The 19,229-nt window shown below is 41.7% G+C and carries 13 protein-coding genes; 3 read left to right on the top strand and 10 right to left on the bottom strand.

Annotated features, from left to right (window positions below; translation table 11 throughout):
• The first annotated feature begins 232 nt into the window (after positions 1-232).
• Positions 233-661 (top strand): tyrosine-type recombinase/integrase, encoded by a 429-nt coding sequence (locus tag ABVS15_RS02675; protein ID WP_369282230.1) that lies wholly within the window; start codon positions 233-235, stop codon positions 659-661.
• A gap of 158 nt (positions 662-819) precedes the next feature.
• Here the strand turns inward: ABVS15_RS02675 and ABVS15_RS02670 are convergent, their stop codons facing one another.
• From ABVS15_RS02670 to ABVS15_RS02640, 7 genes are all read right to left on the bottom strand, one after another.
• Positions 820-5,208, bottom strand: a complete 4,389-nt coding sequence (locus tag ABVS15_RS02670; RefSeq protein ID WP_369282229.1) for a metallophosphoesterase — start codon at positions 5,206-5,208, stop codon at positions 820-822.
• Positions 5,209-5,366: 158 nt separating this feature from the next.
• Positions 5,367-5,690: an SOS response-associated peptidase family protein gene (locus ABVS15_RS02665; RefSeq protein WP_369282228.1), complete on the bottom strand. Its 324-nt coding sequence runs from the start codon at positions 5,688-5,690 to the stop codon at positions 5,367-5,369.
• A 165-nt stretch (positions 5,691-5,855) separates the two neighbouring features.
• The gene (locus tag ABVS15_RS02660) at positions 5,856-6,035 is read right to left on the bottom strand and encodes a hypothetical protein (RefSeq protein ID WP_369282227.1); all 180 of its coding nucleotides are present in this window, start codon (positions 6,033-6,035) and stop codon (positions 5,856-5,858) included.
• A 3-nt stretch (positions 6,036-6,038) separates the two neighbouring features.
• Positions 6,039-6,932: a YIEGIA domain-containing protein gene (locus tag ABVS15_RS02655; RefSeq protein WP_369282226.1), complete on the bottom strand. Its 894-nt coding sequence runs from the start codon at positions 6,930-6,932 to the stop codon at positions 6,039-6,041.
• A 104-nt stretch (positions 6,933-7,036) separates the two neighbouring features.
• Positions 7,037-7,513: a (2Fe-2S)-binding protein gene (locus tag ABVS15_RS02650; RefSeq protein WP_369282225.1), complete on the bottom strand. Its 477-nt coding sequence runs from the start codon at positions 7,511-7,513 to the stop codon at positions 7,037-7,039.
• Complete coding sequence (locus ABVS15_RS02645) at positions 7,500-8,339, bottom strand: xanthine dehydrogenase family protein subunit M (RefSeq protein ID WP_369282224.1); 840 nt, start codon at positions 8,337-8,339, stop codon at positions 7,500-7,502. Before ABVS15_RS02645 ends, ABVS15_RS02650 begins: the two co-directional genes overlap by 14 nt.
• Positions 8,326-10,665 carry a xanthine dehydrogenase family protein molybdopterin-binding subunit gene (locus tag ABVS15_RS02640; RefSeq protein ID WP_369282223.1) on the bottom strand — a complete coding sequence of 780 codons (2,340 nt, stop codon included), beginning with the start codon at positions 10,663-10,665 and terminating at the stop codon, positions 8,326-8,328. Before ABVS15_RS02640 ends, ABVS15_RS02645 begins: the two co-directional genes overlap by 14 nt.
• Positions 10,666-10,786: 121 nt before the next feature.
• On the opposite strand from ABVS15_RS02640, the gene ABVS15_RS02635 reads away from it, so the two are divergent.
• Positions 10,787-12,022 carry a hypothetical protein gene (locus ABVS15_RS02635; protein WP_369282222.1) on the top strand — a complete coding sequence of 412 codons (1,236 nt, stop codon included), beginning with the start codon at positions 10,787-10,789 and terminating at the stop codon, positions 12,020-12,022.
• Positions 12,023-12,467: 445 nt separating this feature from the next.
• Here ABVS15_RS02635 and ABVS15_RS02630 read toward each other — a convergent pair whose 3' ends face one another.
• Positions 12,468-13,463, bottom strand: a complete 996-nt coding sequence (locus ABVS15_RS02630) for a hypothetical protein (RefSeq protein ID WP_369282221.1) — start codon at positions 13,461-13,463, stop codon at positions 12,468-12,470.
• 102 nt (positions 13,464-13,565) lie between these two features.
• On the opposite strand from ABVS15_RS02630, the gene ABVS15_RS02625 reads away from it, so the two are divergent.
• On the top strand, positions 13,566-14,498 hold the full coding sequence (locus ABVS15_RS02625) for a tyrosine recombinase XerC (protein ID WP_369282220.1): 933 nt from the start codon (positions 13,566-13,568) through the stop codon (positions 14,496-14,498).
• A 90-nt stretch (positions 14,499-14,588) separates the two neighbouring features.
• On the opposite strand, the gene ABVS15_RS02620 is transcribed toward ABVS15_RS02625, so the two are convergent.
• Both ABVS15_RS02620 and ABVS15_RS02615 read right to left on the bottom strand, forming a co-directional pair.
• Positions 14,589-15,335 carry a hypothetical protein gene (locus ABVS15_RS02620; protein ID WP_369282219.1) on the bottom strand — a complete coding sequence of 249 codons (747 nt, stop codon included), beginning with the start codon at positions 15,333-15,335 and terminating at the stop codon, positions 14,589-14,591.
• 147 nt (positions 15,336-15,482) lie between these two features.
• Positions 15,483-19,160, bottom strand: a complete 3,678-nt coding sequence (locus tag ABVS15_RS02615; RefSeq protein ID WP_369282218.1) for a hypothetical protein — start codon at positions 19,158-19,160, stop codon at positions 15,483-15,485.
• Positions 19,161-19,229 lie beyond the last annotated feature (69 nt).

Raw genomic sequence — 19,229 nt, 5'->3', positions numbered from 1 at the left:
CAGTTTTAAGTTTGCTGATGTGGATTTCATCCGTTCCATTCAACTGACCGATATGTACGGCTTCATTGCTTATCATCAGGAAACGCTTCATAATTCGCCGGGCATGCGATTCAGAAAGATCGTTTCAATCTGACAATTCTGGAAATATCTTAAATTCAAGGCGCATATCGTAGATAATAATATTGCCGAAGAATTGGAAACGCCAAAGCTACCCAAGCGCATCGTTCACTGTATGACCTTAGAGAAATCAGTGCGACTTCTGATCGAAACCAGCTCCACCTCAACACGAGATAACTGTATCATAACAATCTTCCTGAATTGTGCTTTGCGCTTATCTGAGGTAGCAGCCCTCATCATTGAGCAGGTTGATAGCGATGTACTGACTGTCATTGGGAAGGGCAATAAAGAACGGAAAATATATATGACACCAGCAGTCAAGCAGGCCTTATCTAAATGGCTCCCGGTTCGCCGGTACATGAATGTAGATACCAACGCGTTGTTCATTTCTCGGAATCATCAACGCCTCACTACGCGATCCATTCAAAATGTTGTAAAGAAGCATATCATAACTTCGGACATCACCCCAGAAAGCTCTTCCGCGCATAAATTCCGTCACACGGCAGCAACCCCTATGTATAAGTATGGGTATGCGGATATTTGATACCTGCAACAGATTCTCGTGCACGAAAGCATTGCAACTACGGAAATCTACACCCATGTCGATGATAACCAACTTCATGCTGCAGTTAATGCCAATCCCTTAGCCATGATGTTCAACTGAGCATCATGGCTATTAGACATTAGAGGAAGTAAAAACATTCAATTAATGCCACGCAAAATCCTCCTTACTTCTAGAGCAGACCACTTTTTTATCAAGGACATTTTATTGTTTTCGAGCATGTCAGCTTGTAAAAAATTGCAAAAACTAATAGCCTCCTTGTTCTGAGACAGCTCCTCTTTCAAACTATCAATAGATCTCCACACAAGGTCATAATTAGATTTTGCACATGAGGCCAGTGCCTTTTGCAAGGAGGTGTATAGCGTGTGAAAGGAACCGTCTCTGAAAGAATCAGAAAAACGCATTCGCACAGCATCAAGCAGCAGTGGGAGGAGACTAATATCATGAATCATGGAAATCGATTCTGTAACTTCGTTAATTCCGTCTGAACAATCAAAAATGCTATTACTTTCTCTTGATGCGTTAATATAAATCTGAAGTCCTTCTGGAGCATTTAGTGCAATAAGGTTCTTGAGCAAAAGGCAGCTGGGTTCTTTTTTATATCTTATAATCATTTCAGATTTAAGCCGATCATCTGCAGCCTCTCGTAACATATTGATGATTATCTCAAATAATGCGTCGTCCGATGTTGGCATGATTTCATCGAGAATTAGTTCTGAGCCAAACACTTCAAAAAGGTACTCTAAGGCATTCCTGCGATTATACGCCGAAGCCTCACTCATCTTGCACATTCGAATGGCCATATCCCTACACGACCTAATCCGGTAACGCTTACAACCAAACATAAGGTCATCAAGAACGCAAATTCGTGTCTCTTGGGTAGCGAGTTTTTCAATTTGTGTTGCTATGGCATTCGGAGCAATGTGCTGTTCGATTAAACCATACTTTTCTCCAACATCCGACCGTTTGTTGACAAATCCGCAGGGAATTTCCAAGAGTCCCAAATAGTAATCGGGGGGCGAGGAAAGGTTCAATGCATCTTTGATAATTATGTAATTGTGCATCTTTGATGAGAATCGGAAACTATTCATATCCGGCTCTTCGACTGCGGTATGATAATCCAGCTTTTCTTCTAGCTGATGGTAAACTTCGTTAAGTACTTCATACTGCTTTTCACTGATAACTAATAAAGTCAATGCTTTTTCATTTTTAAACAAGTAGCAGATTCTATCTATAAAGAAATAATTCCAGTCAATTAAACCAATAAAATCAATTATGCGTTCTTCCTTAAAGCTGCTCTGTATCAATGTAATTTCCAGCACATATGTTCCTTCTGGGTAATTTTCATGCCAAACCCGCGACTCCCGCAATTGATTATAAGTTATTTCACGATTACCATAAAAGTCTGCTAGTTGGATTAACAATCTTTTCATGGCACGCGAGTCAAATAGGTAATCAAAGAAAGCCTGTACATCTTTCTGTCGTTGCATATCATAGTCCCGTGGCGGCTCAGCTAGTGTGAGTTCTTCCCCCGTTTTTATCCTAATTGCCTCTGCGCACTTCTCAAATAGAACGTCATTTCCCTGATGGCGTAAGGTATACCTCCTAAATATTTCTTGGTCACTTAATTCACCCTCAGTATACAACCGACAAAATATATCTATTAGACTGGGCTGAAATTGTATTGTATCTTCAATCATGAATAGCCGATCATCGGAATCTTCAGATACCAAACGAGCAAAGGCTACCTTCATTGTACTGGTGGTCGAAAAGAATTTTAGCGCGTCGGGAATGTGGTATCGGGAATACTGTCGCGTTGCGTTGATAAAAAAAGCATATACGGTTTCAAACAAAGGGGTATAGCCATTGTTATATGCGATACATGCTTTATTAAAAAGACCGGAAAATAATTTCTCTCTATCATAGAAATCTATATCTATATGATCTTTATTTGAATACCATCTAATTGCTTTTTCAATGGCTATCGGGTCAGATATACTGCTAAGGCATTTAATTAGGGTGAAATGCTCCGTACCGTTTGATATTTCGTCGTTTTGGTGCGAATAAGATAAGTATTTAATTCCAAACAGCAAAAAATTAACATTCTCATTACACTGATTGGATTGATGTAAGTATTTATATACACCCAAGCGCTCATCGGAAGCCCTACTTCCTGTAAACTTATTAATTAAATCATCGGTAATTTCCGGTGTATTAAGTTTCAAAGTAGCAATTGCCGAAATAGCAACTCGTTTTTCGTGTGGTCTGACATTTTCACTCTGATAGCAGTCTACCAACGCATGGCGAACACTGTCGCCTTTTCCGTATAGATCCGAAAAGCAATAAAGCACAGAAAGGCAAAAATATAACGAACGGAAATGCGCAGGAGTCTGGATGTGGCCAATTAATAGAGCGACAGCTTGCGGTGACTGGGAGAAAACAGCAAGTTGTTCCTCCGAACACGTCTCATTTCGAAACCATACGTTTTTCCTCACAATGTCGGACAATGCGGTAGTCAAAATGGAGTAGCGTAATTCAGGGGTAATGCGGTCCGGTTCTAATTTAGTCAAAGCTAACGGTTCGGTTTCCTGAATCCACGATTCTAATTCTTTACATACGTTCAATTGCAGAATAAGCCCAAGGACATTAAACCAATTTGGGTTTAAGTATTTTGTTCCGGGAATAGATATTTGCTCAATAATATCTGCCGGATTCATCTGAGAAACATACTTTGCGACAAGATGCTCTTTAAAAATGTTGTGTCCAAAACCATGTCCAGCAGACGTGTTGATTGTTAAACTACTGTGCTTTATGTATTGCCTATCATCTTTTTGTTCAATGATACACTGATATGTTTTTTCATCACAGTTCGAGCAACCAAGTAATTGCATCCCATAAGCAAACCGTGTTAAGGCTCTCTCAACTTCATACCGGCTGTCTTCCATCGTTTTTGAGTATTCAAACTTTTCTATGTCTTTTGCAAACTGAATATCAACAAACCTATTGATAAGTTCCGATTGATTAGGTAATGACTTGTCAGAAATATAGATTTCAATGATTTTACTAAGATAGAAGGGATTTTGTACAAGTTTAAGCAAATTTTTTCTCTTGCATTCTTCAAAAAATGATTGTTCACTTATACCATATTTTTGTAGTTCCATCTTTACATCTGTATTTGCAAGTTCCAGAAGCTGATAAGCAGAAAAGTTTTTAAATGCAGAAGAATTGGATGCCAGAAAATTGCTGCGCATCGATATACAAATATGTGTATCGGAATTGGTAATTACATACCGAGAAAGAGCTTTCTTAAATGATTCTGGATCTGCCAATTCATCATATCCATCCATGATAAGGATAAACTGATTGGGATCTAACGTTTTATACCTTGGAACACGAAAATCCAGATAGTCTTTTATTGATTCCCCATCATAGAGATTTAGCGGCAGAAGAACAGGTCGCATATAGAGATTGTTAACTGAAACAGCATAGGCTAAGTGCTGCATTTCCAAGGTTTTTCCCAATCCAGCATCAGCAATGAACAAGACTAGTCGTTCCTTTAAGCATGCATCAAAAAGTGTGGTTTTCTTATCCGAGACAAAATATCTTGTTATTTCGTCACCCTCAGCGATATCGCGTGGCAGGACATACCGCTTCATATAGGCTTTGGGGTTCTCGTACTGTATACGTGGGATCAGATCACCGTGGTCATATTCTGTAGTCGAATTGGGATAAAGGCAAATGTTTTCATACCGTGTAGCTCCACCACGCCATAACCAATTTGCAACAGCCTCAACACTGTTTCCGTTAATCTGAATTTCAAGGAATTGCTCTTTTTCATTATCTATTCCAGGGTTTTCAATGCCTATAGAACCCACCCCAAACAGCATGCAGTTTCCATTAATATCAAAATTACGAGTGGCATGAGCATGACCATGAATCACAAATCTGATTTTATTCTGCTTAAGGAACTCCATCGTCTCCGGCTGTTTGATAATGCCTGTATGGTCGCTTGAATCTTCGAATAATATGCTGTGGTGCATAAGGAGAACGTTTTCCTTATCTGTGAGCGTACACGCACGAATTGCTGCCAAATCAAGCCATCCAGCAATTCCATATTTTTTGCCTCGAACCGAGTCCGTCAAAATAAAATTAAAATTTTCTACAGTGAAGTTAAACGTTGTCTCCCGAGAAAAAAGAAGTGGATCAGCAGGGATAGTTTGATGTCTACGGCAAAACTGCTCAAACGCGCTCAAGTTTCCATTGCAGTAATCGTGGTTTCCCGGAATAAATGCAATTTTATAATTGACCGGCGAGAGTTCTAATTCAATATAAGAAAAAATTTTACTAGCGGCATTATATGCCAATTCTCCGCTTTTTCCGTCATTATTAATTAAGTCTCCAAGAACTAAAATTAAGGTATCAGGATAATATTTATTTCTCATAAAATTGCAAAAGTTATTTACCCATGGAGTAGAATTGGAATCACTATCCGGAGTAATATGCAAATCTGACAAAATTAGAATTCTCATAGTTTTCTCCTGTGAAGCATCGTAAAACTAGAATTTTGAGCGTATAAGTATGAATATCTAACTTGGGATATTGATATAACCTACTGTTAGACGAACTGCGCATAATTGCTAGTAATGTCTAATCAGCAATACCAGAATACACCAAGATTTCACCAATTTCAACCAAAAGCACCCTTGGGTAATGTTTTTCCCAAAGGCGCTCGTTTACCAAAGCGATGTTTAATTGTCTTACGCCGTGGCCACAAGCTGGGTGGTATGTTTTTGAGTATTCTGTAGAAGGCTCCCAGCTCCGTAATCCAACCGCTGACTTCCTCCCTCCGCAGTACCTCCGGCATCCGGTGATGAACCCCGCGCACGGACTCGTTGGCCTCCGTGGTTAGAGTGCAGTAGCGGCATTCGTCCTGCTCCTGCTCGTAGATGCCCACCAGATAGAGCGTCTGCGCATCAGGCAAGTGGAACAGATACTTTCGCTTATCCTCCACTCATAAAAGCCGCTGGCAGGGATGACGTAGCGGCGTGTTTCTGTTGTAAGTATGACAAAACCAAATACGCAGAGAAAAGACACCATCCGGCATGATGGTGTCTTTTTCATTTCCCATGGAGGTCTAAATATAAACGAGGATGATTACTCATTCATTTATTGTATATCAACTTCTTTGCACAACTATATGGTCTCCATTTTTCATCTGAAGAACACCTGCCTCGAAAGTTTCAGCAAATACTTCAAGAAATTCCTGACGCTCTTCATTATTGGGCAAATTGAGCGCTAAAGAGCTTCCAGTAATAACTCTATTAGGGTCATCTGTAACATACAATAATAATTTCATGGATTACCTCTTATGAGAGCGTTTGCGAACACTTTCCAGAATGGGTGTGTTTCGCACCGCCGCCAGTATTTTTTCTTTATCTTTTATGATCGGAACAAAAGCAATTACGATTCTGCCATCTGATAAACTGCGCTTTGTAAAGTACAATTCCTTCGTACCAAACGAACGCGCTGCATCATATAAAATAGCCGCCTGCTGTCCATCGTTTTCAAGCGTAAGGCGCTGCTTTTCCGACTTTGGTGATGCTATCAATGCCACACCTTGCTCAATAAACATCCTTTTTCTTTTTTCGAGTCCAAGCATCGCGGTAACCCATATATCATCTACAAATAGCTCGGCTCCTCTGATATCAATTTCCCCAAAATGGAGCGAACAGATATCGCCAATGCATTTGCCTTTTGTAAAATGGACCAAAGAGCAAATCAGAGCTGATCCTGTCATTAAAGCGATGGCCAGATTTATCCAAACATTCTGGCTCATAACAAGATATAACGCCAAAACCGTGCCGAGTGACGTTAGTAAGCAAATATAGTTTCTTGCTTCAAATGTTTTTGCAATTCCATCAATATAAGCGCTCCCGCGCGGGGCAAATCCAACCGAATCAATTTGCTCCAGACTTTCCTGAGTTTGTTTGCGAATATCCCGAAAATGCTGAACCGCCAGCATTAAAAAGGTGACTGCGGCAAAGTCGTCGGACAATAAAGCGGGGATTGCAACAGAACCGAGGCTGGCAGCGAAAAATCCGGTTACAAGATTGATAAAGTAGCTGTTTGGATAGCTGGGTACTTGCCTGAAATCAATGCGCAGGGTGACAAAGCGCGCCACAGTCCCCATTAAAATGCCTAGCAGTATACGTATCAGTGTAATTATCGAAATTACATCGGAGGCTGAACTCATAGATATCTCTCCCTAAATAATAAAAACAGTGAAAATTTGATGCCGATTGACAAGATCAGTACGCTTAAAACAGGCGGCTTCCTGTGTAATACAGAAAACTATCTTTATTTCGGCATATTGTACATGCTGTTCACCGCTTTGCGGATTTCCTCATAGCTGGTGCAGCGGCAGAGGTTGGATTGCAGCCATTCCTCTATGACAAGCTCTTCCGGTATGATAGGGTGCTGTATTTGCAGCGCATGACATACCATTAAAAATCCGGAGGTGCAATATCCGCACTGAAAGGCATTTTCCTTTACAAAAGCTCTCTGAATTGCGGCGGTTCCGTCCAATCCTTCGACTGTTAAAATCACATGTCCTTCCGCTTCTGCAGCCAGAACGAGACAGGACTTGGCAGGCCAGCCGTCCATGATGATCGTGCATGCGCCGCAATCCCCATTTTTGCAGCCGGGCTTTGCCGCAGTCAGGCCAAGCTGTTCCCGGAGGACATCCAAGAGCAAATCTGAAGGCCGCACCGCCAGATCATGAAGCTCTCCATTAACATTTAACTTTATGATGGTTTTTCCCTCATACCTGACCATGTTCCACCTCCTCCAAAAGCGCCTGAACCATATTCTTGAAAACAAACATCCGGTATTCGACAGATCCTTCAACGTCACTGTACGCCGGTTCCGGCAGCAGAGCTGCCGCTTGATCCGTGCGATTCGCACAGGACAGCAAATGATTGTTTAAAACAGCTTCCATTTGCGTGCTTCTGAAAGGATAAGAGCAAATTCCGGAAAACGCGATGCGCAAAAAACCATCTTTCAAAAGTGCAGACATACTTACAAGTGGATAATCTATTTTTTCATTTGCTGTCCGCTTCACATGAAAATGCGGCACCCCAAGCGCCCACTGTGGCACATGCAACTGCACAATCAGCTCGCCGGGAGGGAGCTGCATCCGTCCTTGAAACACGCTCTGAAAGGGTACTGTGTGCGGGCCCCCGCCGCCGAACAGAGTGATGGTGGCATCCGAAAGTAGCAGGGGTAAGCTGGTTTCCCTGTAGATAATGGTTCCACACAGATTTCCGCCCAAGGTGATTCTGCACTGATTGGTATGGTCTGCAATTCTTCCGCATGCCAAAGCAAGAAGTGGGAATAGCTTGGATTCCTTGATTTGATTCAGGGTACATGCAGCGCCTATGTGCAGGCCCCCCTCGCCAGCAGATAAGCGCATGCATTCGGGAATTCTCTTGATATCAATCACAGCACCCGGCTTTATGCTTCCTGCGCGGGACATAGTAATGATCTCGCTGCCTCCGCTGTAATAAACAGGATTTTTACCCTCGGTCTGCAGCTGCATAAAAGCCGCATACGCCTCTTGTAGCGTATCCGGACGGCAATAGATAAAATCAAACGGAATCATTTGCAGCCTCCTTGACCGATCTCCAGATCCGCTCCGGTGTGAGCGGCAGAAAAGAAAGCTCTTTTCCAAATGCTGCGGAAAGTGCGTTGCCCAGTGCGGCAGGAATTCCGATAATACCGTGCTCAGCATAGCTACGAACGCCATAGGGTGAATTTGTCTCCGGGGTTTCCACAAAACCGACCCGATAATCCGGTTCCTGCCCGATATGCAGCAGTTTGTAGGTGCGCAGATTGGGTGCTTTCGGTACGCCTTGATCGCTATAGGAAAAAGCCTCCCGGCTGGCCAAACTGACGCCCATGGACATGCCACCCGCAATCATTGCGCGCATCAACTCCGGATTGATGACTTTTCCGACATCCATAACTGTGGAGGCAGAGATCATGCGGTATGAAAAGGTTTTTAAATCCGCCTCAATTTCAACAACCTGTGCGCCGAGTGTCCATGCGGGACCCGTTTTGCCTTTTCCTGTTTGGGGATCGAGCATGCTTAAGCCCTTCAGCATAAAGCCGCCGCGCCCCAGTGCCGGCTCTCCTATTGATTCACCGGAGGCGGATTTGTATCCCTGTACAATATCTTTGAATTCTATAAATTTTTCCGGGTTCTTTTTTGAGAACACACGTCCATTCGACACCTGAATTTCTTCAATCGCATAGCCCAGTGCCTGCGCACCGTTTTGCTTCAGCTGTTGTAGCAAATCATTTGCTGCACGCATTACCGCATGTCCTGCCATATGCTCCGTGAGGCTGGCGACTGTTTTCCAATGCTCCGGTGCTACGCGTGTATCCACAGGCAAAACGACGTGAACCTGTTCAGGAGCAATGCAAAGCCTTTCGGCTAAAATCAGCGCCAGATTTGTTTGCCCGCCTGACCCCATCTCCACCACACCGGTGTTCAAATTAACGCTGCCGTCGGGGTTGAAGGTAATCATTGCACCGGAAATTGCGTCAGTCGGAGGATTCTCTGTTTTCCATAAGCAGGCAACACCTTTTGCACGCACAGTATCCTGCTTGATCAAGGAAAGTTTTCCGCCGTCCCATTCTGAGAGACTTTTCACTTTATTCAAACATTCCGTCAGGTTTCCCATCAGGCTGTCCGTGCAGACAACCTGCGTAGGGGTTGAACTGCCTGTGTGGATGGCGTTTTTGATTCGGAGTTCAAGCGGGTCAAGTCCACACTGATTGGCCAGCATATCCATCATGCGCTCTATACAAAACGTATAGGATTCATGAGCAAAGCCTCTGAACGAGGTTGCGTAGGTATGGTTGGTATAGACACACAGGGAGTCACAGCTGAGATTTTCAATATGGTATGGGCCGGTGCAGTCAGCGGCAATGGCTTTTGACATATAAGGTGAAATGTCAGTATAGGCTCCGCAGTCAAGCCAATAGGTCATTTCGGCCGCCCGAAGGAGTCCGTCCCGATTTGCGCCAAGTTTTATCTCCGCTTCCAGTCCGATACGGCAGGGCGCAGAGGCCATGTCCTGCTCTCGAGGGATAGTCAGGCGCACTGCCTTTCCGCCTACACTGCGCGAAGCCAGAAACGCCAGTATTTCAAGAAAAACCGGGGCCTTTCCGCCAAAACCTCCGCCAATAAATGGGACCTTGACCTGAATCTGCCCTGATGGTATCAGGAATGCCTCTGAAATTTGCTTTCTGACCGCATAGGGGGATTGGGATGCACTTGTAATAGTAACAGTACCGTCCGAAGATATTTCGGCACGGGCTGTCCGCACCTCCATAGCCAGATGATCCGAGGGAGGCAGGCAAAACCGATGCTGCACGATGATGTCGCAGCGGGTAAACGTCTGCTGTGTATCACCTTTTCGTATTTTATAGCGGCTCGCTACATTGGTTCCTGCCTCGGGGTACACATCCGTCATGACCTTTTTATATCCATTTGGTTGGTTGTGTACTAAAACAGCGCTGTCAGCCAATGCTTCAGAGGGCGTTAACACAAAAGGCAGTGGAGTATATTCTACTTCAATCAGCCGTATAGCCATTTCGGCGCTTGGCTCATCCTGTGCCACCACAAGCGCCACCGGCTCTCCCGCATAGCGAACAACATCCTGTGCCAGAGCTGGCCTGTCCAATGTCAACGGGCCGAACATCTCGGGGCATTGCGCTCCCGTTAAAATAGACCTTACCCCTCGGACTGCAAGGGCTTTGGAGATATCAATCCGCTTAATACTTGCATGTGCACATGTACTGGTGAGAAGCCTTGCGGAAAGTATGCCTGTTACGGGAAAATCTTCGGTATATTCCGCTTTCCCAGTCACCTTGTCCCAGGCATCCTTGCGCTCTATACTTTTTCCAATTGCAAAATTCATATATTCACCGCCTCTCTTTTTCTAAGTTTTACCGCTAAATGTGCAAATTATCCAATGAACGAAGTATACCTTGAAATGTTTTACAGATAATAAGGTATAAACTATCAAAGGAGAATTGCATATGAATCCGTTTGAGCAAAGGTCTGTTCAGATAAAAGACACAATCATGGATTGGTCAGCCTTGTATCCCATTCCCTATAACAAAATGACCGTCGATCCCTATACAAAAGTACGAATTATTCTGATGAACGGCATTGAGGTAGAAGCGGTGATGTTTAAGCATCAATTTCACCGCAACTGTCCCAATAACGACTTGCGCCGTGAATTAGCATTATCCCGCAGGATAGAACAGCAGCAACAAAAGCGCATCAACTGGCTGAAGCCCATTGATGAAACGCAGCTAGAGACTACCATTGGCTATGAGCATGTTGCCGTTGACCTTACCGCCTGGCTTGCGCAGAATGAACCGAATTCCTACGTAAAGCAGGCGTTGGACTTCGCTCTGTTAGAAGACTTCGACCATCTTTACCGTTATTCCAACCTATTGGATCTGGATGCGCAGATTCCCGCGCAGCAGCTTGTGAAAAGCTACGTGGATATTACCCCTGGACGTCCCACCATTGCGGAACACCGTTTTCCTTTTGAATCGGTTAAAACACCGGTGGATTTTAAAACTGCTGATATCCGAACCAAGCTGAACACGCTGATTATCACGGCAGGCGAACAGCAGACTATGAATTTTTATATGAATCTGGGTAACACCTACTACAACGATCTTGGCCGACAGCTTTATCAGGAGATTGCCATGATTGAAGAACAGCATGTGAGTCAATACGGATCGCTGCTTGACCCCAATTGCACATGGCTGGAAAATCTTTTGCTCCACGAATATACTGAATGTTATTTATACTACTCATTCTATCAGGATGAACTTGATGTGAATGTCAAGTCCGTCTGGGAATTGCATCTTCAACAGGAAATTGCACATCTTCATAAAGCGGTGGAGCTACTACAAAAGTACGAAAACAAAGACTGGCAGCAGGTCATTCCCGGGGGAGAATTTCCTAAGCTGCTCCAATTTCATGATACCCGCGACTATGTCCGGCAAATTCTTGGGCAGCAGATTTTGCTCACTGCCAACCGGGAACAGTATACTCCTGTACCTGAGCTTCCCAAGGATCATGACTTTTTCTTTTATCAGAATAAAGTCAATCATGATGTTAATGCAGTAGCCAGCCATAACGTAATTGCACAGCATCAGCAGAAATATAATGTGGATTACCGTGCAGAGGCACAGATAAACCCAGTGCATGAACTGACAGACCGGACTGTGGATAATACAACAATAGCGCGCTAAGCGAGAAAGCAAAAATGCCGTCCAAGATTGGACGGCATTTTGTACGTATGGTATTATTTAAAACTATATCAGCAACTTGTTTGATTGCTGACGAGCAGGTAAGCGGCCACTGCAACTTTTATACACGTGGCAGATTGATGCAATAGGGCTGATGAGAAAACGGATACTTTATTTTCCAGAGCGGTAATCGGTTTTAAGACATATTGGTTTATAAGAGGACCACCGAATAAGAGTAAACTTGTAAAGCAGTTATATATCAAAAAAATGTAATAAAAGCACCTGTGCAGCTGATCACAGAAGCCTCACGTATCCCATCCGGCAGTGTCTTCTTTCAAGCACATTTTTCCAAAGGCTGCCGCTGTATCTGTAATTTCCCAAGCTTCGCAGTTCTGCTACAACCGGCTTGTCCATCATAAATATTAGTGGAAACTCGAAGGGGTGGGTATTAACTTTTGTAGTGCATTTCTAATGCCGACAAGATTAAAGTCAACTTGCTTTCAATTGTATTAACCAACTCAATATAATCAACATCAAAAAATTTCTCTATCACACCATATCCAGTGGTAGTTAGCTTTATTTCATTATCGGCAACTTTTTGATACAGACTATAATGTGCCATGCAATTTCTGAATACTCTATCAAAGTAACCATCAAATATGTGGTCACAGTCTATTTTCAAATTTTGCAGTTCGTTCCTTGAACTATAAAATGTAATGTAAATTAAGCGCAGATATAGCATAGAATCTTGCGGACAATTTTTCTTGAAGCAATGTAGTAAAAAATTGATTCTACACGCTAAGCTGAAAATCAGAATATTATCGATTTGCTTAAATTTTCTTTTAAAATTGAAGTCCCTATTTATATGCAATTGGGATATATTCGCGCCTTGAGGTATTCGATAGGACGTCCCAGATAATATTGTGATTATTTCCTGTAGCATCGAACCTATTTCTGATGAAAAAGATTTAATTTCATCCCCAGAATCATGTATTGATTTATTTGGCTTGGAAAAAAGGTGAAAATCATATGCATATTGAATCGTATTTCCTATGTATGTGTTATTCAGCATATAGGTTCCAACATCATCTATTAAAAAATCAGGACAATATGGTTTTGCTAATTTTTTATAATAAGCATGCTCTGTTCTAAATATGCTTTCTATCATCAACCGTTGTTCATTAAATGACACGATAGTATCATTACCAAACAATTTAGCTTTTGCTCTTATATTCTCTAAATGCTCTTTTGATTCAAATGTAGTCAAAGAAATCTTTGCTTTCCTACACCACTCATATGCTTCGTTTGCAACCAAACAGATATATGGAGTGGACGCCAACATAAAAACTGGTCGATCTTTTTCAGAAATGTAAAAGATAGCGTTAGATAGTTCTATACAATCTCGAATTAAGAGCTTTTTCGCTATTTCTTTAATGTCGTACAATCCGCCCGATCTCCCTTCTCCAAACTTTTCTAATTTCCACAAATTGCCCTCAACTGTATATTACTTATTCCGTCGGTCGAAACTTCGCATAGGGGTGATAATATGCAGTCGAATAAAACTTGTCCCATTCTGGAGCAATACCTGGCTTATCTCCTTACAATCAAGGGAAGCAGTCAAAATACAATTCTTGAGTACAGAATGGATTTGCTTCAATTCTTTCGGTATGTTGCAGTTCAAAGGGGTATTCCGGCCCCCTGTCTTCAGTTTGCGGATGCGGATTTTATCCACCCTATCCAATTAACCGATATGTACGGCTTCATTGCATATTATCAGGAAATACTCCATAATTCGCCTGGCACACGATGCAGAAAGATCGTCTCAATCCGGCAATTTTGGAAGTATCTTAAATTCAAGGCACATATCATAGATAATAACATTGCCGAAGAATTGGAAACACCAAAGCTGCCCAAGCGCATCGTTCGCTGTATGACCTTAGAGGAGTCGGTGCGACTATTGATTGAGTCCAGTTCCAGCTCTGTGCGAGATAACTGTATCATCACTATTTTCTTAAACTGCGCTTTACGACTTTCTGAATTGGCATCGCTCAATGTCGAACAGGTTAATAGCGATGTGCTGACTGTCATCGGAAAGGGTAATAAAGAACGGAAAATCTATATGACTCCGGCAGTGAAACAAGCACTATCTAAATGGCTTCCTCTTCGTCAGTTAATGAGCGTAGATACTAACGCACTATTCATTTCTCGGAACCATCAGCGACTCACTACGCGGTCAATTCAAAATGTCGTAAAGAATCACATTGTGGCTTCAGGCATCAACCCAGAAGGCTTGTCCACACACAAGCTCCGTCACACATCTGCAACTCTTATGTACAAGTATGGGCATGTGGATATTAGATCACTGCAGCAAATTCTCGGGCACGAAAGCATTGCCACAACAGAAATCTATACCCATGTTGATGACAACCAGCTTCATGCTGCCGTCAACGCTAATCCCTTAGCCATGATGTTCAATTGAACATCATGGCTATTAAACATACTGGGAAGCTCAAAATCCATTTTGTGTTTCCTGTTGTGATCATAATCTTCACGACAAACTGAAATTGAGTTATTGAAGGCCCATGACAAAGAGTATCATTGCCACAATTGGTAGCACAGTCCATGTGATATACCGACCTGCAATTTCCCAGTCAGATGGTTCCACCCGGTCTACATTGCGAATTTGGAAGGCTAAATTCCAACGGAACAGCTCATCTGCAAACCAAATAGAAATCGCTGTGACAATGCAGACAAATACACCTCCGAACCATGCAAGCCATTTACCTTTATGCGTCAGCTCAGGGCTATTCAATAAACCAAGTATGGCAGAAGCGGACGGCTCCATTGGGTCAATTACATTCCCGTTTTTGTCCATTGCAATTCCATTGCCTGTCGTCACCGAAAAAGCTATGTTTTCAATACTCCCATCTTCATTGTATAGCCATCGGTATTCTCCCTGATCCAAGATGCCTCCACGAAATAGAATTTTTTCTCCCTGACGAAGCTCTACGCCAGTCATATACTCTCCCATCTCACTATCTTTCGGGATGGCGGTCGGGTCCCCCTTGGCGGTATAGGGACCGTAGATTTTATCGCCGTATTGAAACTCCACCATTTTATCTGCATACACTGTAAAGCTAGTCTGCTTTCCCTGAACCTTGCCGGAATATACAGTATTGCCATTTTCCTGAGCTTGGATAAGGATGGCATCCTCATATGCAAAGCCCTCTCGGGCGATAGTCATGGGATAGATCACTGTAAACGCAAGAACCACGGCGATCATAAGAAGCAGGACTCCCTTTTGGTAGCGATCCAAACGCTTGACCCTCTCCAAAGCTACACCTCCATTCCATAAACTCCAATTTGTCGTTCTACGCCAAATATAAATGATCTTTAGCATGCCTCCGTTTAAACATAATGGAAAGCTGGTGATTCATGAGTAGAAATTACTTTGGAAGAGGAATCAGTCCATATTTTCAGATTCTCTGCCCCGTGGCTTGTTTTTCACTATAACATATCTCTCATTATTCCGCTCATCCTCACGGTATTCATAAATCCATCCATTTGCTTTGAGTGCACCCAATATTGTAGTAACATCATCGTTTTTAGCATAATTTCTACGTCCACTTGCTTTAGTAAAGATACCGTTCAATTCAGAAAGGCCCAATTCATCGAAGTGAGTCTTACAAGTATCCTCATTGAGCCTTGGTATTGCCGTTGTAAATAGTGCGATTTTTTGATTTTGGGTTATAGATTCAGACTGAATCAAGATGGATAGCAGGATATCATCTATTTCCATGCTGTGTGCAATGATTCCATTAACGTTCCCAGCCGCTAATGTGGTTATTGCCTCTTGTGTCTTTTCTCCATATTGGGAATAGTATGCATAGAGATGCAGACTGTCCTCATCATTGAGATTATGGGTTATAATGTAGGCGTTAACTATGTCAGAATACTGCTTCCCAACAACAGAAATCGGTTCATCTGTGGAAGTGAGTAATTCCGTTTTTTGTTCATCTCCCACAGCCCATGTGATAATTTCCAATGCCTCATCAAGTCGGAATATTGATTCGGACATCAGCGAAAAGTATTCGTTGATGTTCCGCTGAATAAAGGCAAAACGATGCGCTGCATACTTTTCACGAACATAGCTCAAACTCTCTGCATCCATTTGCATGATTTCTTCACTGATAAGTATTTCGAATTTTCCATCAGAAATTTCATCTGCATCGAAATTATCAAAAGCATATCCTAAATCCATTAAAATGTTTTTATACTTTTCATTGGTCATTTCATTGCGCATGGCCGTCTCATTAAATAGTCTCTCTGCGGTTTTCTCTCCGAACGTATCGGCAACGGATGAGAAATCGACTTCTGCTTGCACATCGTTTATGTACTTAACAAGCGTTGCATCAATTCCATATTTCTGAAAGTAGTTTATAAAGTTTCTTATAGAAAATTCCACAAGTTGCTGTTTCATCAAAGTCGGCCACAGATCAGGTTCTGAAACCTGTGTAATATCAGTAATAATCGTAGAAAGGCATCCAATATACTGTTTCTTTGCGTCTATCTCAACATTAGCATTATTTAATAGACATACTACTACACCTTCGTTATCAGCTATACGACTTTCACAATTGGCGAGGACGATTTCCATGTACTCAGATATGTTTTCAGAAATATATCTTGCCAATGGTGCAGTGTTCTGGCTCATCACCAGTGTGTAATTCTTATGGATAATATCAGAAGAACATTTAACTCCATACTCTTCTCTAAGCATCAAAGAGATGTTTTCAAATGTGAGGGAATATAAACTGTATTTATATACTTCGTCAAATAGTATCCTATTTGAACTTTTGCAGTCAATCGAGGCAAAGGAAATATTAATAAGCTGGAAACTTGAAACCAGTTTGTTTATATCCTCAATTTCAATAGCTAAATAATTTGAACTATTTGAGATATACTCAGTTAAACAATTATCAACATTAACCATGGCGATTATCTCATCATCAGAGAAACAAAGTGTATCTACTGAGAATTGTCTTATCTGAGCAGAAGGCAACGCCTTATCTCGCAAAACAGCAAAAAAGAAATCGGGCCACTGCGTATTTATCTGTGCAACAAATTGTTGACGCGACTTATTTGCCTCATAAAACTTTGATACGAAATCAAAATTCCCCTTTTCTCTAATTTGTGCAATAAGCGCTTTGAGAAATGCGGCATACTTAAAATCAGTTTGATTAAGAAGCAAACATTCAAGAAGATCAAAATTCAAGGTCTCTTCTTGTTCAAATTCAACAACTCTAAGAACAGGTGAACAAAGTACTTTCTTGGGGTCGCGAAGCACATATGTATACGCCGCACCGCGCCTATCAGTAATACGACGCAAGAATGTCTTATCGTTAGCCGTCATGCTATCATCATAAAAATATGTCATGTAATCAGTATAAGTCTCATCAATATATCCGCTGCGAATCAGAAATTTGAGAAGATCAAAATAGTCGCTTCCTTTGATCTCTTTAAACTCATTGGTCTCATTGATTTTGTTCGTGTAGTTTGTTGAAAAAACGGTAGTGACATTATCTCTGGTTATAAGACTTTTTAAAGATTTTGTTTGAATAGTGGTAATTTCATGTTCCAGTTCCACTAATTTAGTTTCCAGTTTAGGAAGCGTTCCATCGAGAATATCTTGTATGGCCTGTTGTCGCTGTTCGCGTTCAATTTGATATTGCTTATTCAGTTCTTCACCTTGCGGCGTCAAGCGATTATTATAATACCTTTCCCTGGGCAATCGATTTTCTTTAGCGGCATATGCATCGTTTAACTCTTCTTGCGAAGTTAAGGTTTCTTTTTTTGCCAGTTCTATTCTATCTTGCAACTCTTGCCTTTGATTTTTTGCCGATGCTAAAGCTTGCTCAATAAGAAGCGGCTTCTGTTCAAATAAAGTAAAAACAAAACCTTTTGCAAGTTGTAAATCACTGAAATCGCGCGGAAATAGGTTCTTGTAGGAAATCATCGCCATCATTTTATTCCAATCCAAATCAGTGGTGTTCAGACGATTAATGTATACCACAAACTCATTATAAATGTTCTTCAGAATCCGCATGTCATCAACATATAATGATAAGCTCTGCAAAAAGTTTTGATCAAATCTTTCAAGCAGTCCCCCTTCTTTTAGGTGTTTCAAAAACTGTTCATACGAGTTGGAATTGTCTACAATTGGTACTATTGGTACAATGTAATCAAAAAACTTTGTCCTGTCTTTGGAAACAAAAATATCATCACGCAACAAATAAAAGAACCTAAGGGGTGTATAGTTTTCGCCATGCTCCTTTTTCCTTTGAATATTAACAAGTGTATTCACCTCGCGCAACCGTTCAAAGATTCGGCTGGCATTAAATCTATCCATATCTTCAAAGACAATGACATCTGCGTCTACATTTTCAAATAAGTACAAAACTTCGTTGAGATATTTATCAAAATATGAATCATCTTGAGTTTCAAATATTTCTATTTCTGTCCCCTGTAAACTGATTTTTCGGAACATGTTCTTGTTTTTCTGTGCCTCTATCAGCGAATTAATAAGAACAACAGAGAAAACGCCACAGATTATGGCGGCAAGGACAGACACATATGGGCTAAATATCACAGACAGAATGGCCTTTATCCAATTATCTGATAGTGAAGCAATGAACGAAAGAACCTTCGATGATAAAAGCAAAAAAGCGATGCTTCCTATGAACAAACTTGAAAACGCTGTACACCATATGATCTGCTTTTTGTTAAAGCCTTTCTTGACTCGGAAGTTCGTCTGCGGTATCTTCTCAGACGGTATCTGATGAATTAATTGGTTTAGTATTTTCCCTTCAAGAACAGATTCTTTTACCGGCTCCTCCGGCTGACCAATTTCTTGCTCTGGGGTCCGGAAATGTGCAAGAGAAAGGTGCACAAAGCGAAGGTTGCTATGTTTTGCTTTGTATGATTCAAGCATGCTACTTTTTCCGGCGCTATAAGCACCGGAAATGGCAACATTCTTCACATCGGCATTTTCAAAAACAAAATCAATTGCTTGTTCATATACCGATATGTCGGCATTGTTTACGGGCGTTAGCTTTTGAAAATTATACTCTTTTTTTGACATAAAGCGCCTCTTTTCTTATCCCGCTCACTAAATATCACATGCAAATTCTTTTATTCTCATTATTGCTTT

Source organism: Oscillibacter sp. GMB15532 (assembly GCF_041020825.1).
In the GTDB taxonomy this organism is placed as follows: Bacteria; Bacillota; Clostridia; order Oscillospirales; family Oscillospiraceae; genus Oscillibacter.
Note: the sequence above shows the minus strand (reverse complement) of the source record. Positions and strands in the feature narration are given on the sequence as shown.